This is a genomic window from Pseudoruegeria sp. SHC-113 (assembly GCF_025376885.1).
In the GTDB taxonomy this organism is placed as follows: Bacteria; Pseudomonadota; Alphaproteobacteria; order Rhodobacterales; family Rhodobacteraceae; genus Pseudoruegeria.
In genome coordinates this window covers 2,953,685-2,972,098 of record NZ_JAHUBR010000001.1, presented here as the reverse complement: position 1 = coordinate 2,972,098, position 18,414 = coordinate 2,953,685, and the positions used below count along the sequence as shown (strand labels likewise).

General features: G+C 63.9%; 20 protein-coding genes. 16 read left to right on the top strand and 4 right to left on the bottom strand.

Going from position 1 to position 18,414, the window contains the following annotated elements:
* Positions 1-74: 74 nt before the first annotated feature.
* A complete protein-coding gene (locus KVX96_RS14565) occupies positions 75-770 on the top strand; it encodes a GntR family transcriptional regulator (protein ID WP_261195280.1) in 696 nt (231 codons plus the stop codon).
* Between the two features lie 17 nt (positions 771-787).
* Here KVX96_RS14565 and KVX96_RS14560 read toward each other — a convergent pair whose 3' ends face one another.
* Genes KVX96_RS14560 through KVX96_RS14545 form a run of 4 tightly spaced genes read right to left on the bottom strand, consistent with a single transcriptional unit; the run spans position 788 to position 4,761 of the window.
* On the bottom strand, positions 788-1,924 hold the full coding sequence (locus tag KVX96_RS14560; protein WP_261195279.1) for a CaiB/BaiF CoA transferase family protein: 1,137 nt from the start codon (positions 1,922-1,924) through the stop codon (positions 788-790).
* A gap of 10 nt (positions 1,925-1,934) precedes the next feature.
* The gene (locus KVX96_RS14555) at positions 1,935-3,101 is read right to left on the bottom strand and encodes an extracellular solute-binding protein (protein WP_261195278.1); all 1,167 of its coding nucleotides are present in this window, start codon (positions 3,099-3,101) and stop codon (positions 1,935-1,937) included.
* Positions 3,098-3,913, bottom strand: coding sequence for an IclR family transcriptional regulator (locus KVX96_RS14550; RefSeq protein WP_261195276.1), 816 nt, complete (start codon positions 3,911-3,913; stop codon positions 3,098-3,100). Before KVX96_RS14550 ends, KVX96_RS14555 begins: the two co-directional genes overlap by 4 nt.
* Before the next feature lie 11 nt (positions 3,914-3,924).
* Positions 3,925-4,761 carry an amidohydrolase family protein gene (locus tag KVX96_RS14545; RefSeq protein ID WP_261195275.1) on the bottom strand — a complete coding sequence of 279 codons (837 nt, stop codon included), beginning with the start codon at positions 4,759-4,761 and terminating at the stop codon, positions 3,925-3,927.
* A gap of 134 nt (positions 4,762-4,895) precedes the next feature.
* On the opposite strand from KVX96_RS14545, the gene KVX96_RS14540 reads away from it, so the two are divergent.
* The 15 genes from KVX96_RS14540 to KVX96_RS14470 all read left to right on the top strand — a co-directional run bounded on the left by KVX96_RS14540 (position 4,896) and on the right by KVX96_RS14470 (position 18,375).
* Positions 4,896-6,203: an ABC transporter substrate-binding protein gene (locus KVX96_RS14540; RefSeq protein WP_261195274.1), complete on the top strand. Its 1,308-nt coding sequence runs from the start codon at positions 4,896-4,898 to the stop codon at positions 6,201-6,203.
* A gap of 89 nt (positions 6,204-6,292) precedes the next feature.
* Positions 6,293-7,189 carry a carbohydrate ABC transporter permease gene (locus KVX96_RS14535; protein WP_261195273.1) on the top strand — a complete coding sequence of 299 codons (897 nt, stop codon included), beginning with the start codon at positions 6,293-6,295 and terminating at the stop codon, positions 7,187-7,189.
* Between the two features lie 9 nt (positions 7,190-7,198).
* Positions 7,199-8,065 (top strand): carbohydrate ABC transporter permease, encoded by an 867-nt coding sequence (locus KVX96_RS14530; protein WP_261195272.1) that lies wholly within the window; start codon positions 7,199-7,201, stop codon positions 8,063-8,065.
* Between the two features lie 3 nt (positions 8,066-8,068).
* Complete coding sequence (locus tag KVX96_RS14525) at positions 8,069-9,157, top strand: ABC transporter ATP-binding protein (protein ID WP_261195271.1); 1,089 nt, start codon at positions 8,069-8,071, stop codon at positions 9,155-9,157.
* Between the two features lie 5 nt (positions 9,158-9,162).
* Positions 9,163-10,284 (top strand): mandelate racemase/muconate lactonizing enzyme family protein, encoded by a 1,122-nt coding sequence (locus KVX96_RS14520; protein WP_261195270.1) that lies wholly within the window; start codon positions 9,163-9,165, stop codon positions 10,282-10,284.
* Between the two features lie 8 nt (positions 10,285-10,292).
* The gene (locus tag KVX96_RS14515) at positions 10,293-10,613 is read left to right on the top strand and encodes an L-rhamnose mutarotase (protein ID WP_261195269.1); all 321 of its coding nucleotides are present in this window, start codon (positions 10,293-10,295) and stop codon (positions 10,611-10,613) included.
* A gap of 3 nt (positions 10,614-10,616) precedes the next feature.
* Positions 10,617-11,669: a Gfo/Idh/MocA family protein gene (locus KVX96_RS14510; protein WP_261195268.1), complete on the top strand. Its 1,053-nt coding sequence runs from the start codon at positions 10,617-10,619 to the stop codon at positions 11,667-11,669.
* A gap of 14 nt (positions 11,670-11,683) precedes the next feature.
* Positions 11,684-12,202, top strand: a complete 519-nt coding sequence (locus KVX96_RS14505) for a MaoC family dehydratase (protein WP_261195267.1) — start codon at positions 11,684-11,686, stop codon at positions 12,200-12,202.
* Positions 12,203-12,209: 7 nt separating this feature from the next.
* The gene (locus tag KVX96_RS14500; protein WP_261195266.1) at positions 12,210-12,662 is read left to right on the top strand and encodes a MaoC family dehydratase; all 453 of its coding nucleotides are present in this window, start codon (positions 12,210-12,212) and stop codon (positions 12,660-12,662) included.
* Entirely contained in the window at positions 12,659-12,958 is a 300-nt protein-coding gene (locus tag KVX96_RS14495; protein ID WP_261195265.1) for a UxaA family hydrolase, read from the top strand. The genes KVX96_RS14500 and KVX96_RS14495 overlap by 4 nt, the downstream gene beginning before the upstream one ends.
* Positions 12,951-14,153, top strand: a complete 1,203-nt coding sequence (locus KVX96_RS14490) for a UxaA family hydrolase (RefSeq protein ID WP_261195264.1) — start codon at positions 12,951-12,953, stop codon at positions 14,151-14,153. The genes KVX96_RS14495 and KVX96_RS14490 overlap by 8 nt, the downstream gene beginning before the upstream one ends.
* 48 nt (positions 14,154-14,201) lie before the next feature.
* On the top strand, positions 14,202-14,939 hold the full coding sequence (locus tag KVX96_RS14485) for an SDR family oxidoreductase (RefSeq protein ID WP_261195263.1): 738 nt from the start codon (positions 14,202-14,204) through the stop codon (positions 14,937-14,939).
* A gap of 19 nt (positions 14,940-14,958) precedes the next feature.
* The gene (locus KVX96_RS14480) at positions 14,959-15,798 is read left to right on the top strand and encodes a fumarylacetoacetate hydrolase family protein (RefSeq protein WP_261195262.1); all 840 of its coding nucleotides are present in this window, start codon (positions 14,959-14,961) and stop codon (positions 15,796-15,798) included.
* A gap of 47 nt (positions 15,799-15,845) precedes the next feature.
* A complete protein-coding gene (locus KVX96_RS14475) occupies positions 15,846-16,967 on the top strand; it encodes a CaiB/BaiF CoA transferase family protein (protein WP_261195261.1) in 1,122 nt (373 codons plus the stop codon).
* Positions 16,968-17,250: 283 nt separating this feature from the next.
* Positions 17,251-18,375: an alpha/beta hydrolase gene (locus KVX96_RS14470; protein WP_261195260.1), complete on the top strand. Its 1,125-nt coding sequence runs from the start codon at positions 17,251-17,253 to the stop codon at positions 18,373-18,375.
* Positions 18,376-18,414: the final 39 nt, after the last annotated feature.

The following is an 18,414-nucleotide window of genomic DNA, read 5'->3' as shown; positions in this document are numbered from 1 at the left end:
ATGCTAGTTTATTAGTTGTGTCAAAATATATTCTGCACTAGGTTTCCCGTGATCAATCGCCCCACGGAGCCCCTATGAAAGATCCCCTGATCGCCCCTTTGCCCGCCGCCGCCAATTCCGCGACGGAACAGGTCTATCAGGCGCTTTATGATGCCGTGATCTCGCTGGAGCTGCCCCCGGGCTCGAAAGTCTCGGAGGCCGAGATCGCCCGGCGGCTTGATGTCTCGCGCCAGCCGGTGCGCGATGCGTTCTTTCGGCTCTCGAAGGTGGGGTTCCTGTCGATCCGGCCGCAACGGGCGACGCTGATCACCCGGATCTCCAAAAAGGCGGTGCAGGATGCCGTTTTCACCCGGATCGCGCTGGAGGTCGAATGCCTGCGCGAGGCGATGCGCAACCTGACGCCTGCCGATGTGAACGCGCTGAAAACCAATCTCGCTAGCCAGGAGGCGGCGCTGGCCAACCCGGATCCGGCCCGCTTTCACGCGCTGGACGAGGCGCTGCACGAAAAGCTCTGCCAGATCGCGGGCCACCCCCATGCCTGGGTGCTGATCCAGGAGCAGAAGGCCCATATGGACCGCGTCCGCTACATCACGCTCTCGGCGGAGCGGCGGCACAAGGTGTTGGGCGAGCACGGCGCGCTGCTGTCGGCGATCATCGAGGGCGATGCGGCCAAGGCCGAAGAGCGCCTGCGCAGCCATATTGGCGCGATCCACCAGACGCTCGACGAAGCCCGTGCGCAGAACCCCGATTTCTTCGAGGACGAAGCCTGAAGGCACTTTTCGGCCCGTCAGCTTTCGTCACGGCCCCATGCTGGCGCGGGGCCGCCAAGGTAGGGCGCGGGCGTGTCGGTGCTGGCGCGGGCACCGTCGATGCGCAGCGGGCTGCGTAGCATCTGCATGGACTGGCCGCCGCGCGTGGTTTCGCCCAGCATGTCCAGCGATTGCAGCACGCCGGACTCCACAAGCCCTTTCCAGTCCAGCACCGGCGCGGCCCAGATGTCGGCGGCGACGAAAATCCTGATCCAGTGGTCGGTGGGTTCGGTCTCCAGATGGATCGCCAGTTCCGCCTTGATCGCGTCGCGGTGGCGGAAGGGGTCAAGGCCTGAGAAGGGCGCATCGAGCGAGAGGCAGGCGGCGAGTTTGTCTAGGCTGTTCATCGCGATGGCCACATGGCCATCCGCCGTGCGGTAGACGCCGTAGGGCGCGGCCAGATAGGCATGGGCGGGGAAGTTGCCGGGCCGCTGGGGCGGCTGGCCGCCGTCGTTGAAATGGGTGGTGAGCAGCTCGAACTGCAGATCGCAGATCGCCTCGATGAGGCTGGTTTCCACCAGCCCGCCTTCACCGCTGATCCCGCGCCGCACCAGAAGCGCAAGGATGCCATGGGCCAGCGCCGCGCCTGCGAGGATGTCGGCGACGGGCAGGCCAAGAGCCACCGGGCCATCCGCTGCGCCGCCCGAAAGCCACATGATGCCTGAGCGCGCCTGCGCCAGCAGGTCCTGTCCCGGCAGCCCCTGCCACTGGTTGCCGCTGCCATAGCCCGAGATCGAGCCATAAACGATAGAAGGCTTGCGCGCGCGCACCACCTCAGGGCCAAAGCCCAGCCGTTCGATCACGCCGGGGCGGAAGTTCTGGATCACCACATCCGCTTCATCGATCAGCGCCCAGATCTTTTCGCGGTCGGCCTCCTGCCGCAGATCGGCAGAGATCGAGCGTTTGCCCCGGTTGATCGCGTGAAAGATCGTGCTTTCGCCGTCGATCCGCACCTCCGAGACATAGAGATAGCGCGACAGATCCCCTGTCCCGGCGCGCTCCACCTTGATCACGTCTGCGCCAAGGTCAGCGAGCCGCAGCGAGGCGTAGGGCCCGGCGAGGAACTGGCTGAAATCCAGCACCTTGAGGCCGGCGAGGGGGGCGGTTGATGTCATGTCGGCTCTTTCAGTCGATGGGGAAGCTGGCGGCGAAACGGGCGTTTAGCGCATCAAGGGCGGCCTCGGGGGCGATCTTGCCCTGCAGGGCCTCTGTCACGATCGTGCCGCCGTCTTCCTGAAAGCCCATGTAGCCCGCGTGGCGCGGGCGCAGCCAGGCGGATTCATGGGTGGCCCGGGTGTCAAAATACGCGCCCTTCACCGGGGCGTTGACCTCTGCATCCGCCCAGGCCACCGCGTTGCCCGGCTGGCCGTTGGCTTGTGCATAAAGCCCGCGCTGACATTCCGCCCCGGCGAGCCAGCCGGCAAAGCCTGCGGCCAGTGCCGGGTGCGTGCAGCGGTGAGAGACGGCGATGCCGGTGCCACCAAGGGCCGAGCCGATGGGGCCGCTCTGGCCCAGTGTCGGGATGTCAGTGAAGGCCACGGGTTTCGCGCGGTAGCCCGCGTTGGCGTAGCCCTTGTAAAGATAGGTGAGCGGGGCGAGGCGCAGGCGGCCCGTTTCTTCGCAGAGCGCATCCAGCGCGGCGATCGGGTCCATCCCGAAACATGCCGGATCAAGGTGGCGGCTCACGGCCAGCAGGGCCTCGAACACGGCAAGCCCGGTGGCGCGGGGCAGAAGCTCATCGCGCGCAGAGCCGCAGGGCTGCCCGATATTGGCGGCCAGGGTGTAGAGGCACATCAGCCCATGCGGGGGCCGCAGGGGCAGGATCACCTCACCCGCCTGGGCTGCCGCGATCACCTCGGCCCATGTGGCGGCGCGCGCGCCCTTGTCGGGGCGGTGGGCCTGCACCTGCGTGGCGGCATCGATGGGCAGCGCCCATTGGTGGCCCTGCAGCGTGTAGCTCACGTAGCTCTTGCCCACGGTCTCATTGGCCAGCGCCTGCAGCACCTCTGGGGGGAGCCATGCATCCAGCGGCAGCAGGCAGCCCTCTGCCACGCAGATCCCGGTGTGGGGGTGGTCGATCACCATCAGGTCATAGGCGGCGGCGAGTTCATCCACCGGGGTGCTTTCAAACCCCTGCAGCGAGCGTTTGTCCCATGTGATCGTGACGCCGGGATTGGCCCGCATGAAGGCCTCTGCAGCCGCCACGACGGGATCATAGCCGCGCGGGTCGGACCATGTCATGCCACGCAGGGTGATCGGCTCAGCGCTCGTGTGAAGCCGCGGCGCGCTCATTCTCCTGCTCCCGGCGCGGCGGCCCCGGCGCCGAGTTTCACCGAAAGCGCTGCGCTGGCGTCGATCAGGATCTTCTTGCAGGAGGCGAAATCCGGATCGCCCTTTTCCGTCAGCCGCCGGATGTAAGGCATGGTCAGCGCCGCGATCACCTCGCCCGCGTAGGAGAAGACGGGCACCGAGATATTGTGCACCCCTTCGATCACCATTGAGGGGCTTTCGCAGTAGCCCAGCGTCTCCGCCTGCGCGACGCTTTCGTTGAATTTCTTGCGGTCGGCGGGTTTCACGCCGGGGATGCGGGCGAGCAGTTCCTCGCGGCGCTCCGGCTCATAAGCATAGGTCAGCACCGCGCCGGAGGCCGTCACCACGATCGGCACCCGCGCGCCGAGGCGCACAGAGGTGATGTTGTTGCCGGGCGGGTCCGTCTGGGCGATGACAAGGATGTTGCTGCCGTGCAGGATCGCCAGATGCACCGATTGGTTCGTTTCCTGCGCGACCTCTTCCATGATCGTTCCGGCCAGCCGGGTGAGGCGCTTGGTGGGCGGGTGGCGGTGGGCCAGTTCAAACAGCAGCATGGTGAGCGTGTAGCGCTCGCTGTCCGGGTCCAGCATCACGTAGCCGCGTTCCTGCAAAACGGTGAGCATGCGGAAAATCTCGGAAAGGGAGCGATCCAGCGCCGCCGCGATCTCGCTTTTCTTGAAGCCGCGCGGCTCCTCGGCCAGCAGTTCGAGGATGTCGAGCCCCTTGGAGAGCGCCGGGGCGCTGTATTTGCCGCTTTCTAACCGCGCCGTCGTCTCGCGCACCACCTTGTCCATCACAGCCCGCCTTACAGGTTCCAAATCCGCCGGGCGTTGCCCGCGTAGAGCGCCGCGCGCTCGGCCTCGCTCCAACCGGAGGTCAGGGCGTGGGTGGCGGCCACCCATGTGGGCAGCCCGCCGCCCAGATTGCATACAGGGCTATCGGAGCCCCAGACAAGCCGGTCTGGGCCAAAGACGGCCGCCGTCGTCTCCACATAGGGGCGCAGATCGGCGAGGCTCCAGCGCTCGGGGTCACCATAGGCGACGACGCCCGAGATCTTGGCCATCACGTTGGGGCGCTCGGCCAGCCGCAACAGCCCCTCTTTCCAGCTCTCATAGGCCCCGCCCGCGATATCGGGCACGCCGCAGTGATCGAGGATGAAGGTCACATCGGGGCAGTGATCCACCAGTTCCACCACGATCCCGTGCTGGCGGGGCAGGACGCAGAGATCGAAGGTCAGCCCGGTGCCCGAGAGCCGTTTCACGTTGTCCCGAAACAGGGGCGTGGTGCTGAGCGCATCCTCCACCACATGCAGCACACGGCGGAAGCCCTTGATCGCGGCGCGGTCCTGCGCGGCTTCAAGGAAGGCGGCGAAACCTTCGCTCTCCGGGCGGCAGGAGGAGATCGCGCCGCGCATCAGGGAGCCGGGGGCCGCCATCAGCTCCTCCACCAGATCGGTCTCCGCCGCGATCTGCGATTCGGCGACATCCACCTCCATGTGCAGGCAGCCGGCGATCCCGAGCCGCCCGGCCAGCACCGTGTAGCTGTCAAAGCGGCTGGGCGCATCCAGCGCGGGCACGTCGGCAAGCCACGGATAGCTCAGGCGTTCCGGGTAGATCAGGTGCAGATGCGTGTCGAAAAGCATGGGTCCTCCGATGGGGTAATTGCCCTTGAGGAAGATAAGCATTGACTAAATATGAAAGTCAAGTTTATCCATAAAACACGCTACGGGCCGGCAAGACATCCAAACCGAAGGCTCGTCATCATGGGAGGAACTTGATGAAACGCTCTGGAATCAACGTGTTGCTTGGTGCAACGGCGCTGTCGATGGCCGCGGGCCTTGCGGGCGCGGCAGAATTTGACGGGATCACGCTGCAGGCCAAACTCATCGGCGGGCAGCAATATGAGGCGCTTTATGCGCGCATCGCCGAGTGGGAGGCAGCGACGGGCGCGACCGTGGAAGTGATCAGCAAGAAGAACCACTTCGAGCTGGACAAGGAGTTCAAATCCGACCTCGCCGCCGGCACGCTGGGCTGGTGCGTCGGCTCCAACCACTCGTCCTTCGCCTCGCAATACCCGAGCCTCTACACCGACCTGACGCCCTATCTCTCCGAGGAAACCATGGCCGGCTTCGTGCCCGCCAACATGGCAGCCTCCAAGATCGGCGACGCGCTGGTGATGCTGCCGCGCGCACAGTTCGACGTATCGGCGCTCTACTACCTGAAAGACATCTACGAGGATGAAGCCAACAAGGCGGCCTACAAGGAGAAGACGGGCAAGGATCTGACTCCGCCCGACACATGGGAAGACGTGAAGGAACAGGCGATCTTCTTCACCGATGCGCCCAATTTCTACGGCACGCAATACGCAGGCAAGGACGAAGCCATCGTGGGCCGCTTCTACGAAATGGTGGTGGCCGAGGGCGGCCAGCTGTTCAACGAAGACTGGTCCCCGGCGTTCAACTCCGACGCGGGCGCGCGGGCACTGCAGTGGTTCGTGGATCTCTACGAAGCAGGCGCCGTGCCGCCGGGCACCACCTCCTACCTCTGGGATGACCTCGGGCAGGGCTTTGCCTCCGGCACCATCGCGCTCAATCTGGATTGGCCGGGCTGGGCGGGCTTCTTCAACGGCACCGACAGCTCCAAGGCCGCTGGCAATGTGGGCGTGAAAGTGCAGCCTGCAGGCTCCTCCGGCGCACGCACCGGTTGGTCTGGGCACCATGGCTTCTCCGTCACGGAGTCTTGCGAGCACAAGGAGGCCGCCGCCTCGCTGGTGGACTGGCTGACCAACGAAGACAGCCAGAAGCTTGAAAGCGCGGCAGGCCCGCTGCCCACCCGCACGGCGGTCTGGGAGCATGTGGTGGCCAGTGCCGAGGGCGATGCCTATCGCACCGAAGTGCTGCAAGCTTTCCAGGCGGCGGCCAGCCACGCCTTCCCGGCCCCGCAGACGCCCTACTGGATCGAAGCCACGAACCTCATCTACCCCGAGCTTCAAGCCGCGATCCTTGGCGACAAATCGGTGGAAGACGCGCTCCAGACCGCAGCCGACGCGGTTGACGAGCTGATGCAGGAGGAAGGCGTCTACTAAGCGCCTCACCTGATCCGGCAGGCGGCGGATCTCCCGCGCCGCCTGCCGACACGCACCCTACAGACACCCCAATCAGGAAAGTTTGGCCGATGTCCCGACTGAAGCCACCGGCGTGGTTTGTCCTGCTGCTGCCTGCGGTCATTATCCTCGCGGCTGTTGTGCTGATCCCGCTGCTGCTGTCGCTCTATTCGAGCTTCACCCCCTACCGCCTGACGCGGCCGGACTCGCTTTATCGCTGGATCGGCTTTGCCAACTACGAAAAGGCGCTCACCAGCATCCATTTCTGGACAGCCTTCGGCCGCACTGTGCTGCTGCTCACCATCGCGCTGAACCTTGAAATGCTGATGGGGCTGGGGCTGGCGCTTCTGGTGAACAAGGTCACATGGGGCCAGCGCTCCCTGCGCACCATCATGATGTTTCCGATGATGTTCTCGCCGATCCTCGTGGGGTTTCAGTTCAAGTTCATCTTCAACGACAACGTCGGCCTCGTGAACAACGCCCTGCAATCGCTGGGGCTCACCGATCAGGCGATCCCCTGGCTGGTGGACGGCAAGCTTGCCTTCTTCTCGATCCTCGTGGCCGAGATGTGGTCTTCCACCTCCGTCTTCGCGATCCTGATCCTTGCCGGGCTTTTCGCGGTGCCGCGCGATCCAATCGAGGCTGCCACCGTGGACGGCTGCACCCCGTGGCAGACCTTCCGCCACATCACGCTGCCCTTCATCATGCCCTTCATCTATATCGCGCTCGCCATCCGCTCGCTGGACGTGGCCCGCGCCTATGACATCGTGCAGATCATGACGAACGGCGGCCCCGCGCGGCGCACCGAGCTTCTCTGGACGCTGATCGGGCGCACCGGCTACGTGGATGCCCGCATGGGCTACGCCAACGCGATGGGCTACATCTCCATCTTTCTGGCGATCTTCTTCACCGTTTACTTCTTCCGCAAGCTCAACGCCGCGCGCGCCGAGCTGGGCATGGGGGGCTAGGGGCGCGCCATGAACGAGAACCTCAAACACCGCATCAAGGCGCGCATCCTGAAGGCGCTCCACCTCTTCGCGCTCTTCATCGCCATGGCCATCATCTGCGTGCCCGGCCTGTGGATCGTGCTCAACTCCTTCCGCCCCACGGTAGAGATCATGGCCAAGCCGCCAGTCTGGATCCCGTCGGAGCTGAACCTCGACAACTACCGCGCCATGTTCGGCGCGGTGGGCGAGGGCGGCGTGCCGGTGGTGCAGTATTTCACCAACTCGCTGATCATCTCCGTCACCTCCACCGTGATCGCCATCCTCGTGGGCATGGCCGGGGGCTACGCGTTTGCGCGCTTCAAGTTCAAGGGCAAGGCCGGGATCTTCATCGGCCTCATGCTCACCCGCGCGGTGCCCGGCGTGTCGCTCTCGCTGCCGCTGTTCATCGTGATGGCGAAAACCGGGCTGATCGACACCCACCTCGGGTTGATCCTCGTCTATGTGGCGCTGAACGTGCCCTTCACGATCTGGCTGATTGACGGTTTCTTCCGTCAGGTGCCCATCGAGCTGGCCGAAGCCGCCGAGATCGATGGCTGCACCCGCTGGCAGGCCTTCTGGAAGGTGGAGTTCCCCGTCGCCCGCGCCGGGATCGCCTCTGCCGGGATCTTCGCCTTCCTCACCTCGTGGAACGAGTATGCGCTCGCAAGCCAGCTCACCCGCTCGACCTTTTCCAAGACGATGCCCGTGGGCCTGCGGGATTTCACCAGCGAATTCACCATCAACTGGGGGGGCATGTGCGCATTGGCCGTGCTGATGATCATCCCCGCCCTCATCCTCACCTTCATCGTTCAGAAACACCTCATTGCCGGCCTCACCTTCGGCGGCGTGAAAGGATAAGACATGGCCCAGGTCCAACTGCGCAGCGTCGTGAAGAAATACGGAGCGCTGGAAGTCGTTCACGGCATCGATCTTGAGATCGCCAACAACGAGTTCGTCGTGCTCGTCGGCCCTTCGGGCTGCGGCAAATCCACCACGCTGCGGATGATCGCCGGGCTTGAGGCGATCTCGGGCGGCGAGATTTCCATCGGGGATCGGGTGGTCAACGATCTGCCGCCCCGCCACCGCAACATCTCCATGGTGTTCCAGAACTACGCGCTCTACCCGCATATGACGGTGCGCGAGAACCTCGGTTTCTCGCTGAAAATCGCCAACAAGCCGCAAGGCGAGATCGACAAGGCGGTGGCGGAGGCTGCCAATATCCTGTCGTTGAGCGATTACATGGACCGCAAGCCCGGCGCGCTTTCGGGCGGGCAGCGCCAGCGAGTTGCCATGGGCCGCGCCATTGTGCGCCACCCCGAGGTCTTCCTGTTCGATGAGCCGCTCTCCAATCTCGACGCCAAGCTGCGCACCCAGATGCGCACAGAGATCAAGAAGCTGCACCAGAAGGTGCAATCCACCATCGTCTACGTGACCCACGATCAGGTGGAGGCGATGACGCTCGCCGACCGCATCGTGATCATGCGCGACGGCTATATCGAGCAGGTCGGCACGCCGCTGGAGGTGTTTGAGAACCCGGTGAACACCTTCGTGGCGACCTTCATCGGCTCCCCGCCAATGAACCTTCTGCCCGCCACCATCACGAACGGTGCGGTGGCCATTGAAAACGGCCCCACCGTGGCCTTGCCCACCGCCTTTGAAGGCAAGGTGCGCGAGGGGCAGGCGGTGATCCTTGGCTTTCGGGCCGACAACCTGATGCCGCGCGGCCATTCCCTGCCGATGGAGGGCCAGCACGCGGCCTTCGACATGAAGGTGAACCTCTCGGAGCCGCTGGGTACCGAAACGCTGCTCTTTTCCACGCTGGCCGGAAACGAGGTGCAGGCCAAGATGCTCAATCCGCGCCCCATCCGGGATGGCGAGGTTTTGCCCTTCCAGCTTGATTTGATGCGCTGCCATCTTTTCGATGCCGCCAGTGAAGCCAGCCTGAGGTAAGCGAAATGGCCAAGATCGAACATGTCGAGATCTGGATGAACGACCTGAAGCCCAAGGTGCGGCGCTCAGATGCGATCCAGAGTTTCGTCTCGCAGGAGACGCCCTTCGTGCGCATCACGGATTCTGACGGCGCGCAAGGGGTCGGCTACAGCTACACCATCGGGCAGGGCGGCCCCGCCGTTATGAGCCTTCTGAAGGAAACGCTGGTGCCGCAGCTGATCGGGCGCGAGGCCGAGGAGATCGGGCGCATCTGGCGCGATCTGCTGTTCTCCACCCATGCCACCAGCGTCGGCGTGATCACTTCGCTGGCGCTGGCTGCGATCGACACCGCGCTTTGGGATCTGCGCTGCAAACGGGCGGATCTTCCGCTCTGGCGGATGCTCGGCGGCGCGAAGGACAGCGTGCCGATGTACACCACCGAAGGCGGCTGGCTGCATATCCCCACCGAGGATCTGGTGGCCGATGCATTGGACGCGCAGGCCAAGGGGTTTGCAGGCTCCAAGATCAAGATCGGTCGCCCTCACTTAAGCGAGGATCGCGAACGGCTCGCGGCGGTGCGTAACGCCGTCGGCCCAGCTTACGAGATCATGGTGGACGCCAACCAGAGCCTCACCGGGGCCGAGGCCGCCCGCCGTGCGCGGGTGTTGGAAGAGCAGGGCATCGCGTGGTTCGAAGAGCCGCTACCGGCTGATGACTTGCTGGAGCACGCGCGGCTCGCGGCCTCCACATCGGTGCCGATCGCCGTGGGCGAGAGCATGTATTCCCTCAGTCAGTTCAAGGATTACCTCGCCGCCGGCGCCGCCGACATCGTGCAGGTGGATGTGGCCCGCATCGGCGGGATCACCCCGTGGATGAAGGTCGCCCATCTGGCCGAAGCCTTCAACGTGCCCGTCTGCCCGCATTTCCTGATGGAGCTGCATGTGAGCCTCGTCTGCGCGATCCCCAATGCGCCGTGGCTCGAATACATCCCGCAGCTTGACAGCCTCACCACCGAGCCGATGCGCATGGAGCAGGGCCGCGCCTATGCCAGCGATGCGCCGGGGCTCGGCATCGCCTGGGATTTCCAGGCCATTGATGCCTGCCGCATCGAGGGCCTGAGCCACAGCTTCGGGAAAGGAGCAACCTGATGCAACGCATGGGTATGATAATCGGGCTCGCTCCCGAAAAGGTGGAGGAATACAAACGCTTGCACGCCGATGTCTGGCCCGGTGTGCTGGCGATGATCTCTGCCTGCAACATCCGCAACTACTCGATCTTCCTAAAAGAACCCGAGAACATCCTGTTTGGGTACTGGGAATACCACGGCTCCGATTTCGCCGCTGACGCCGCGAAGATGGCCGCCGATCCCGAAACCCAGCGCTGGTGGGATGTCTGCATGCCCTGCCAGGTGCCGCTTGATACCCGCAAGGAGGGCGAGTGGTGGGCGATGATGGATGAAGTCTTCCATTTGGAGTGAGCCATGTTTGACGATCTGCAACAGCATTGGCCCAAGGCCAGCCGTCCGCGCCCCATCGTGATCTTCGGGGCGGGCTCCATCGTGACGGACGCCCATCTGCCCGCCTACGCCAAGGCGGGCTACGCGGTGGCGGGGATCTATGACCCTGACCTTGAAAAGGCCGGGACGCTCGCCGCCGCTCATGGCTTGATCGCCTTTGACACGCCGCAAGCCGCCGCCGCGCACCCCGGCGCGCTCTTCGATCTGGCCACGCCACCCGATGCCCACGCCGGGATCCTGCGGCTCCTGCCCGATGAAGCGCCCGTTCTGTTGCAAAAGCCCATGGGCAGCGATCTGGCCGGGGCGACGGAAATTCTTCAGATCTGCCGCGAAAAACGCCTCAAGGCGGCGGTGAATTTCCAGCTGCGTTTCGCGCCGATGATGTTGGCCCTGCAAGATGCGGTGAACCGGGGCCTTCTGGGCGAGGTGCTGGATTTCGACGCCTGGCTGGCGCTGGATACGCCCTGGGGCCTGTGGAAGTTCCTTGAGCCGCTGCCCCGCGTGGAGCTTTCGCTGCATTCGATCCATTACCTCGATGTCATCCGCAGCCTGCTGGGCAATCCCGAAGGCGTGCACGCCAAATCCATCGGCCACCCCTCAAGCAAGATCGCCCAGACGCGCACGGCGGCCATTCTGGACTACGGCGAACGCATCCGCTGCGCGCTCTCGATCAACCACAACCACGCCTTCGGCCGCCGTCATCAGGCTTGCGAGTTCCGCATCTGCGGTAGCGAGGGAGCGGCCTACCTGCAACTAGGCGTCAACCTCGACTACCCGCGCGGCGAGCCCGACATTCTGGAACTGAACACCGGCGACGGCTGGCAGGCGGTGCCACTCACCGGCGCGTGGTTTCCCGACGCTTTCGCCTCCCGCATGAGCCAGCTTCAGCGCTTCGCCACCGGCGAGGAAGACGCGCTGATCAGCAGCGTGGAGGACGCCTGGCACACGATGGCGCTGGTGGAAGCCGCCTATGAAAGCAGCGCCGCTCCGGCCACGCCGCTGGCCGTGAAACCTTAGGAAAGGAGCGCAAGATGAGCCCGAAAAGCTACTACGCCGAAGGCGACAGCCCCGAGGATATCCCGCTCTTCAACGTGGAAACATGGCTCTACGAGGATTTCGAGCCGGGCCAGAAATGGCGCTCCATCCGGCGCACCATTTCGGAAGGCGAGGCGATGCTCTTCAACAGCCTCGTGATGGACAATCACCCTTACGTGGCGGACGACATCTTCACCTCCGAAGAAGGCATTTTCGGCAAGCGGTTGGTGGCCGGCGCGATGGTCTTTGCCTACGGGCTGGGGCTGATGGCGCATAACAACGTCAACACCTTCAGCTACGGTTACGACAAGCTGCGCTTCATCAAGCCCGTCTTCATCGGAGACACCATCCACACCGTACGCACAAACCTCGAAAAGCGCCCCAAATACAAGGATATGGGCCTCGTGAAGGTCTCCTATGAAGTGTTCAAGAACGAAGGCGAGCTGGCGCTTTATGCCGAGCATATCCAGACGGTGAAATACCGCGATCCCGCCGCCCATACGCCGGAAACCTGAGGCCGCCATGCACACCGAAGACATCTACTACGAGGATTACGAGATCGGCCATGCCCGCGAAACGCTCGGGCGCACGATCACGGAGACGGATTTCGTCGTCCACGCGGGCCACACTGGGGATTTCTTCCCCCACCACGTGGACGCCGACTGGTGCGCCACGCAGCCGTTTGGGCAGCGCATCGCCCATGGCACGATGGTCTTCTCCATCGGCATCGGCATGACGGCTAGCGTGATCAACCCGCAGGCCTTTTCCTACGGCTACGACAGGCTGCGTTTCATCCGCCCGGTGCACATCGGCGACACGATCCGCACCCGCGTCACCATCACCCGCAAGGAGCCCGACGTCAAACGCGCAGGGATGGGGCAGGTGATCGAGACCTGCGAAGTGCTCAATCAGGAGGATCAGGTGGTGCTGGCCACCGATCACATCCTGCTGGCGAAGATGAAGGGGGCGGCATGAGCGCGTTTCTAAAGCTTTCGCCCACAGATAACGTGCAGGTCGCCCTGCGCGCCGCGCCCGCGGGCACAGCGCTTGCCGGGGCAGGCGGCGTGGTGACGCTCACGGATGTTTCCATGGCCCATAAGGTGGCCGATCAGCCCATCCCCGCCGGCGCGCTGGTGGTGAAATACGGCATGCCCATCGGCGAGGCGACGCAGGACATTCCGGCGGGCGCGCATGTCCATGTCCACAACATCCGCAGCCGCTACACGGCCACGCATTACCGGGCCGAGGAGGCGGGGTTGAGCCATGACTGAGCTATTGGGATACGCGCGCAGCGATGGGCGCAAGGGCATCCGCAACGTGGTGGCCGTGGCCTATCTGGTGGAATGCGCGCATTTCGTGGCGCGCCAAGTGGTGGCGGAGTTCCGCGGCCAGCCCGTCCACCTGATCGGCTTCCCCGGCTGCTACCCCAATGACTACGCGCAGGCGATGATGGAAAAGCTCTGCACCCACCCCAACGTGGGCGCGGTGTTGCTGGTGAGCCTTGGTTGCGAAAGCTTCAACCGTTCCCGGCTTGAAGAGGTGATCGCAGCCACGGGCCGCCCTGTGGAAACGCTGGTGATCCAGAAAGCTGGCGGCTCGCGCGAAACCATCCGTAAGGGCGCAGCCTTCGTGGCGCAGGCGCTGGAGGCGATTGCCGACGTGCCCCGCGTGCCGATGAAGGTGAGCGATCTGACCGTCGCCACGATCTGCGGCGGCTCCGATGGCACCTCGGGCATTTCCGGCAACCCGGCCGCCGGTCTGGCCTTTGACGCGCTGGTGCAGCAGGGGGCCACCTGCATCTTCGAGGAAACCGGCGAGCTGATCGGCTGCGAGCACATCATGGCAGAGCGCGCCGCCACGCCGGAACTGGCCGAAGAACTGAAAGCCTGCGTCGCCAAGGCCGCGCGCTACTATGAAACGCTCGGCTACGGCAGTTTCGCGGCGGGCAACGCCACCGGCGGGCTGTCCACGATCGAGGAGAAATCCCTCGGAGCCTACGTGAAATCCGGCGCCTCGCCGATCAGCGGCATCATAAAGCCCGGTGACATGCCGCCCACGGGCGGGCTCTACCTGATGGACGTGGTGCCAGATGGCGAGGTGCGCTTCGGCTTTCCCAACATCGCGGACAACGCCGAGATCGTGGAGATGATCGCCTCCGGCGCGCATCTGACGCTTTTCATCACCGGGCGCGGCTCGGTTGTGGGCTCGGCCCTCTCGCCGGTGATCAAGATCTGCGCCAACCCCGACACCTACCGCGCGCTCGCGGGCGACATGGACGTGAACGCGGGCGCGGTGATCGAGGGCGAAAAGACGCTCTCCGAGGTTGCCGAAGAGATCCTGACGCGCATCATGGCAACGGCTGCGGGGGAAGAAACCTGCTCCGAAAGCCTCGGCCATCAGGAGTTCATCCTGACCTACAAAAGCTTCACACCGACAGGCCCCGCCTGTCTGCCCAAGATCGCCTGATCCGAATTGGCCCGGATCACTGGCCCGCAAAAAGAAGGAAGAGCATACGTGAAACGATTGGACGGAAAAAAGGCCCTGATCACCGCCGCCGGGCAGGGCATCGGCCGCGCAAGTGCGGAGATGTTTGCCGCTGAAGGCGCTGACGTGATCGCGGCCGACATCAACGAAGCCGCGCTTGCGGATCTGGAGGGCATCGCGGGCATCACACCCCGGCGGCTGGATGTGACCGACGCCGCCCAGATCGCGGCACTGGCCGGAGAGCTTGGCCCCCTTGATGCGCTGTTCAACTGCGCGGGCGTTGTCCATGCGGGCTCGGTGCTGGAGTGCAGCGAGGCCGATTACGATTTCGCCTTCGAACTGAACGCCAAGGCGCAATACCGCATGATCCGCGCCTTCCTGCCGGCGATGCTGGACAACGGGGGCGGCTCGATCATCAACATGTCCTCGGTGCTGTCGTCCGTCACCGGCACGCAGAACCGCTTTGCCTATACCGCCTCCAAGGCCGCCGTGATCGGGATCACCAAGGCCGTGGCGGCGGAATGGGTCACCAAAGGCATCCGCTGCAACGCGATCTGCCCGGGCACCGTGGAGAGCCCCTCCCTGCACGAACGCCTGCGCGCGACGGGCGATTACGAGAAGGCGATGCGCGATTTCATCGCCCGCCAACCCATGGGGCGCATCGGCAAGGCCGAGGAAATCGCCGCATTGGCGACCTACCTCGCCTCCGACGAAAGCGCCTACACAACGGGCCAAGCCCATGTGATCGACGGCGGCTGGGCGATCTGAGGCAGAGAGGAGAACACAAATGAAATTAGTGCGTTACGGTGTGCGCGGGGCCGAGAAACCCGGCGTTGTGGATGCCGACGGCCAGATCAGGGATCTCTCCGGGATCATCTCCGACATCGCGGGCGATGTGTTGTGCCATCTGGACCGGCTCAAAGGGCTGGATCCGTCCCAGTTGCCGCTCGTGGAGGGCAATCCGCGTATCGGGGCCTGTGTCGGCGGCACCGGGAAATTCATGTGCATCGGGCTGAACTACGCCGATCACGCCGCCGAAAGCGGCATGGAGGTGCCCAGCGAGCCGGTGCTCTTCATGAAAGCCACCAGCGCGATCTGCGGACCGGATGATCCGATCATCATCCCACGCGGCTCCGAGAAAACCGACTGGGAGGTGGAGCTTGGTGTGGTGATCGGCAAGCCCGCGAAATACGTGAGCGAGGCCGAGGCGCTGGATCATGTCGCGGGTTACTGTGTGATCAACGATGTGAGCGAGCGCGCCTACCAGATCGAGCGGCAGGGGCAGTGGTCCAAGGGCAAGAGCTGCGACAACTTCGGCCAGATCGGCCCCTGGCTGGTGACGCCGGATGAAGCGGGCGATCCTCAGGATCTTGCCATGTGGCTCTCTGTGAATGGCGAACGCGTGCAGGACGGCTCTACCCGCACCATGGTCTATGGCGTAGCGCATCTGATCAGCTACCTGAGCCAGTTTTTCACGCTGCATCCGGGAGATGTGATCTCCACCGGCACGCCGCCGGGCGTGGGGCTGGGCTTCACCCCGCCGCGCTTCCTGAAAGCCGGGGACGTGGTGGAACTGGGCATTCAGGGGCTGGGGCAGCAGCGGCAAGTCTGCGTGGATGACGCCTGACAGGCCTCTCCGCGTGAAAAGTTGAAAAAGGGAAAGGAATCGGGCTGATGAAACCGCTGGAAGGCCTGCGCGTGTTGGATTTTGCCCAGTTTCTTGCGGGGCCGATGGCGGCCCTCCGGCTCGCTGATCTTGGCGCGGAGGTGATCAAGATCGAGCGCCCCGGCGTGGGGGATCTGTGCCGCGGCCTAGTGATCGCAGGCCAGAAACTGGGGCCTGACAGCCTGCTGTTTCACACCATCAACCGCAACAAGTCCAGCGTCGCGGCCGATCTGAAGGACACGGGCGATCTGGAGAAGCTGAAAGCGCTAATCGCCACGGCAGACGTGATGATCCACAACTTCCGCCCCGGCGTGATGGCGCGGATCGGCCTGGATTATGATGCGGTGGCAGCGCTCAACCCCGGCATCATCTACGGCGAGGTCAGCGGTTATGGCAGGCAAGGGCCGTGGGTGGCGAAGCCCGGGCAGGATCTACTGGTGCAGGCGCTTTCCGGCATGGCGTGGCTTTCGGGCGATGGCGGCGACGGCCCGGTGCCCGCAGGCTTTGCCGTGCTCGACATCACCTGCGGCAATCACCTTGTGCAGGGCATCCTCGCCGCACTCCTGCGCCGGGGCACGACGGGGCAGGGCGCGCTTGTGGAGGTGGATCTGCTCTCCTCCGCCATCGACATGCAGTTTGAGCTGTTCACAAGCTACCTGAACGGCGATGGCGCGATGCCAACCCGCAGCGCGGTCAGCAATGCCAATGCCACCGTGGCCGCGCCTTACGGCCTCTACGCCTGCACCGACGGACACCTCGCACTGGCCATGGCCCCGATCGACACGCTGGCCCGGTTGCTGGACTGCCCGGCGATCCTGCCTTTTGCCGATGATGCTTTCGCGCGGCGCGATGCGATCAAGGCGATCCTGCGTGATCACTTGGCGAGTGAGTCGGTGGCCCATTGGCTGGCCCGGCTTGAACCCGAAGACATCTGGTGCGCCGAAGTTCTGGACTGGCCAGCACTGACGGCGACGGAAGGATTCGCGGCGCTGGACATGGTGCAAACGGTGGATGCTGGGGAGGGCCAAAGCCTGCGCACCACGCGCTGCCCGATCCGCATTGATGGCGCAACCCTTACCGCATCACGCGCGGCACCTGCGCTAGGCACGCAGACTGCGGACTATCTGTAGCGAACGAAAAATGGCGCTCAAGTGAATTTACACGCTGCAATTCGGCCCTGCGGTCAAAGACCGCTTTCCGGCGGGACGCGCTTTCTATGCCGGTTGACGCGGTCACGAGAACTGCCGTTCTTGCCCTGATCAGTTAAGGCCAAAGATGATTACTACATCCGACATCGGCTAACCAGTTTCGCGTCAGAAGAGGTCGGCATAGTGGCACAGAAAGGACGGATGATTTTTGGTAGATTGACTGCTATCGTTAAGAAAAAGAGGCGAATTCCACGGGGTAAAGGCGATGATTGGGAAGTTGGCAGGTGTCCATTATGCGAAAGCCTGCTGCGCGGGGATCTTGACTTTTTGGCTGCTCGCCTCCTGTAGCCCTCCGCCGGAGTTGATCGGGATCGACAATCCTGAAGCGCCTGCCGCTTCCGTGGAACAGGCCAAGAGGCACAAAGTCTTTATCGCGACAACCCGTCAATCCTCCGAAATGGTGGGGGCGTTCTATTCTGGCCAACGGGCGCCGGAGCTAGGCCTTGCGTCAGTGACGGTCTCGATTCCGCCCTCCCATGTGGCCGGGGAGCTAAGACGGCCAAGCCGTTTGCCACCGGACCCGCGGACGGAATTCGCGATCGTTGATCCGGCGACCTTTGGAAGCGACGAAGCCTTCATTGCATCGATCAACAGAGAGCTTGCCAAGCGCCCGCCAAAAGACCGCGACATTCTTTTCTTCGTTCATGGCTTTAACAATACGGCCAGCGATGCGCTGCTTAGGGTTGGGCAGTTTGTAGAGGACACCGGTTTCCAGGGCGTTCCGGTCCTTTTCTCCTGGGCGTCCGCCGGTAAAACCACGCGATATGTCTACGATCTGAACAGTGCGCTGGTGGCGCGCCCCAAGCTGATCGAGGCGGGGGAGTTGCTCGCCAGAACTGACGCGAATGGGTTTGATATCTTCGCACACTCGATGGGAACCTTGCTCACGATGGAGGCCGTTCTCGACCAGGCGCAAAACGGCAGACTGGGCAGTATTGGTCGCCTGAAGGCGGTCGTCCTCGCGGCACCTGACATCGACGTGGATCTGTTCCAGACGCAAATGGCCCAGATCGGCGAGGACCGTGCGCGATTCTATGTGTTGCTGTCACAGGACGATGCGGCGCTGAAGGTTTCGCGCCGCTTGGCGGGCGGCGTCCCCCGAGTTGGGGCCAGCGATATCGAGTTTCTCTCACAGTTTGGAGTGACCGCAATTGACCTGTCGGAGATCGCCGACTCTTCGTCAGGAAGTCATTCCAAATACGCGGGCTCGCCAGAAGTCGTTCAGTTGATTGGAAGAGGCCTGGCCAATGATCCCGGCTATGGGCACACGTCACCGACGGAACTGGATGAAATACTAGGGCAAGCGCCCATTCGTGTCGTGTTTGACTGAGTTTCACATTCGCTTGGCTTTTACGCCGCGCCCGAACCC

Excerpts from the sequence above, each read along its gene's own strand:
- KVX96_RS14565 (WP_261195280.1), top strand. The coding sequence starts at position 75 with ATGAAAGATCCCCTGATCGCCCCTTTGCCCGCCGCCGCCAATTCCGCG.
- KVX96_RS14560 (WP_261195279.1), bottom strand. The coding sequence starts at position 1,924 with ATGACATCAACCGCCCCCCTCGCCGGCCTCAAGGTGCTGGATTTCAGC.
- KVX96_RS14555 (WP_261195278.1), bottom strand. The coding sequence starts at position 3,101 with ATGAGCGCGCCGCGGCTTCACACGAGCGCTGAGCCGATCACCCTGCGT.
- KVX96_RS14550 (WP_261195276.1), bottom strand. The coding sequence starts at position 3,913 with ATGGACAAGGTGGTGCGCGAGACGACGGCGCGGTTAGAAAGCGGCAAA.
- KVX96_RS14545 (WP_261195275.1), bottom strand. The coding sequence starts at position 4,761 with ATGCTTTTCGACACGCATCTGCACCTGATCTACCCGGAACGCCTGAGC.
- KVX96_RS14540 (WP_261195274.1), top strand. The coding sequence starts at position 4,896 with ATGAAACGCTCTGGAATCAACGTGTTGCTTGGTGCAACGGCGCTGTCG.
- KVX96_RS14535 (WP_261195273.1), top strand. The coding sequence starts at position 6,293 with ATGTCCCGACTGAAGCCACCGGCGTGGTTTGTCCTGCTGCTGCCTGCG.
- KVX96_RS14530 (WP_261195272.1), top strand. The coding sequence starts at position 7,199 with ATGAACGAGAACCTCAAACACCGCATCAAGGCGCGCATCCTGAAGGCG.
- KVX96_RS14525 (WP_261195271.1), top strand. The coding sequence starts at position 8,069 with ATGGCCCAGGTCCAACTGCGCAGCGTCGTGAAGAAATACGGAGCGCTG.
- KVX96_RS14520 (WP_261195270.1), top strand. The coding sequence starts at position 9,163 with ATGGCCAAGATCGAACATGTCGAGATCTGGATGAACGACCTGAAGCCC.
- KVX96_RS14515 (WP_261195269.1), top strand. The coding sequence starts at position 10,293 with ATGGGTATGATAATCGGGCTCGCTCCCGAAAAGGTGGAGGAATACAAA.
- KVX96_RS14510 (WP_261195268.1), top strand. The coding sequence starts at position 10,617 with ATGTTTGACGATCTGCAACAGCATTGGCCCAAGGCCAGCCGTCCGCGC.
- KVX96_RS14505 (WP_261195267.1), top strand. The coding sequence starts at position 11,684 with ATGAGCCCGAAAAGCTACTACGCCGAAGGCGACAGCCCCGAGGATATC.
- KVX96_RS14500 (WP_261195266.1), top strand. The coding sequence starts at position 12,210 with ATGCACACCGAAGACATCTACTACGAGGATTACGAGATCGGCCATGCC.
- KVX96_RS14495 (WP_261195265.1), top strand. The coding sequence starts at position 12,659 with ATGAGCGCGTTTCTAAAGCTTTCGCCCACAGATAACGTGCAGGTCGCC.
- KVX96_RS14490 (WP_261195264.1), top strand. The coding sequence starts at position 12,951 with ATGACTGAGCTATTGGGATACGCGCGCAGCGATGGGCGCAAGGGCATC.
- KVX96_RS14480 (WP_261195262.1), top strand. The coding sequence starts at position 14,959 with ATGAAATTAGTGCGTTACGGTGTGCGCGGGGCCGAGAAACCCGGCGTT.
- KVX96_RS14475 (WP_261195261.1), top strand. The coding sequence starts at position 15,846 with ATGAAACCGCTGGAAGGCCTGCGCGTGTTGGATTTTGCCCAGTTTCTT.
- KVX96_RS14470 (WP_261195260.1), top strand. The coding sequence starts at position 17,251 with ATGATTGGGAAGTTGGCAGGTGTCCATTATGCGAAAGCCTGCTGCGCG.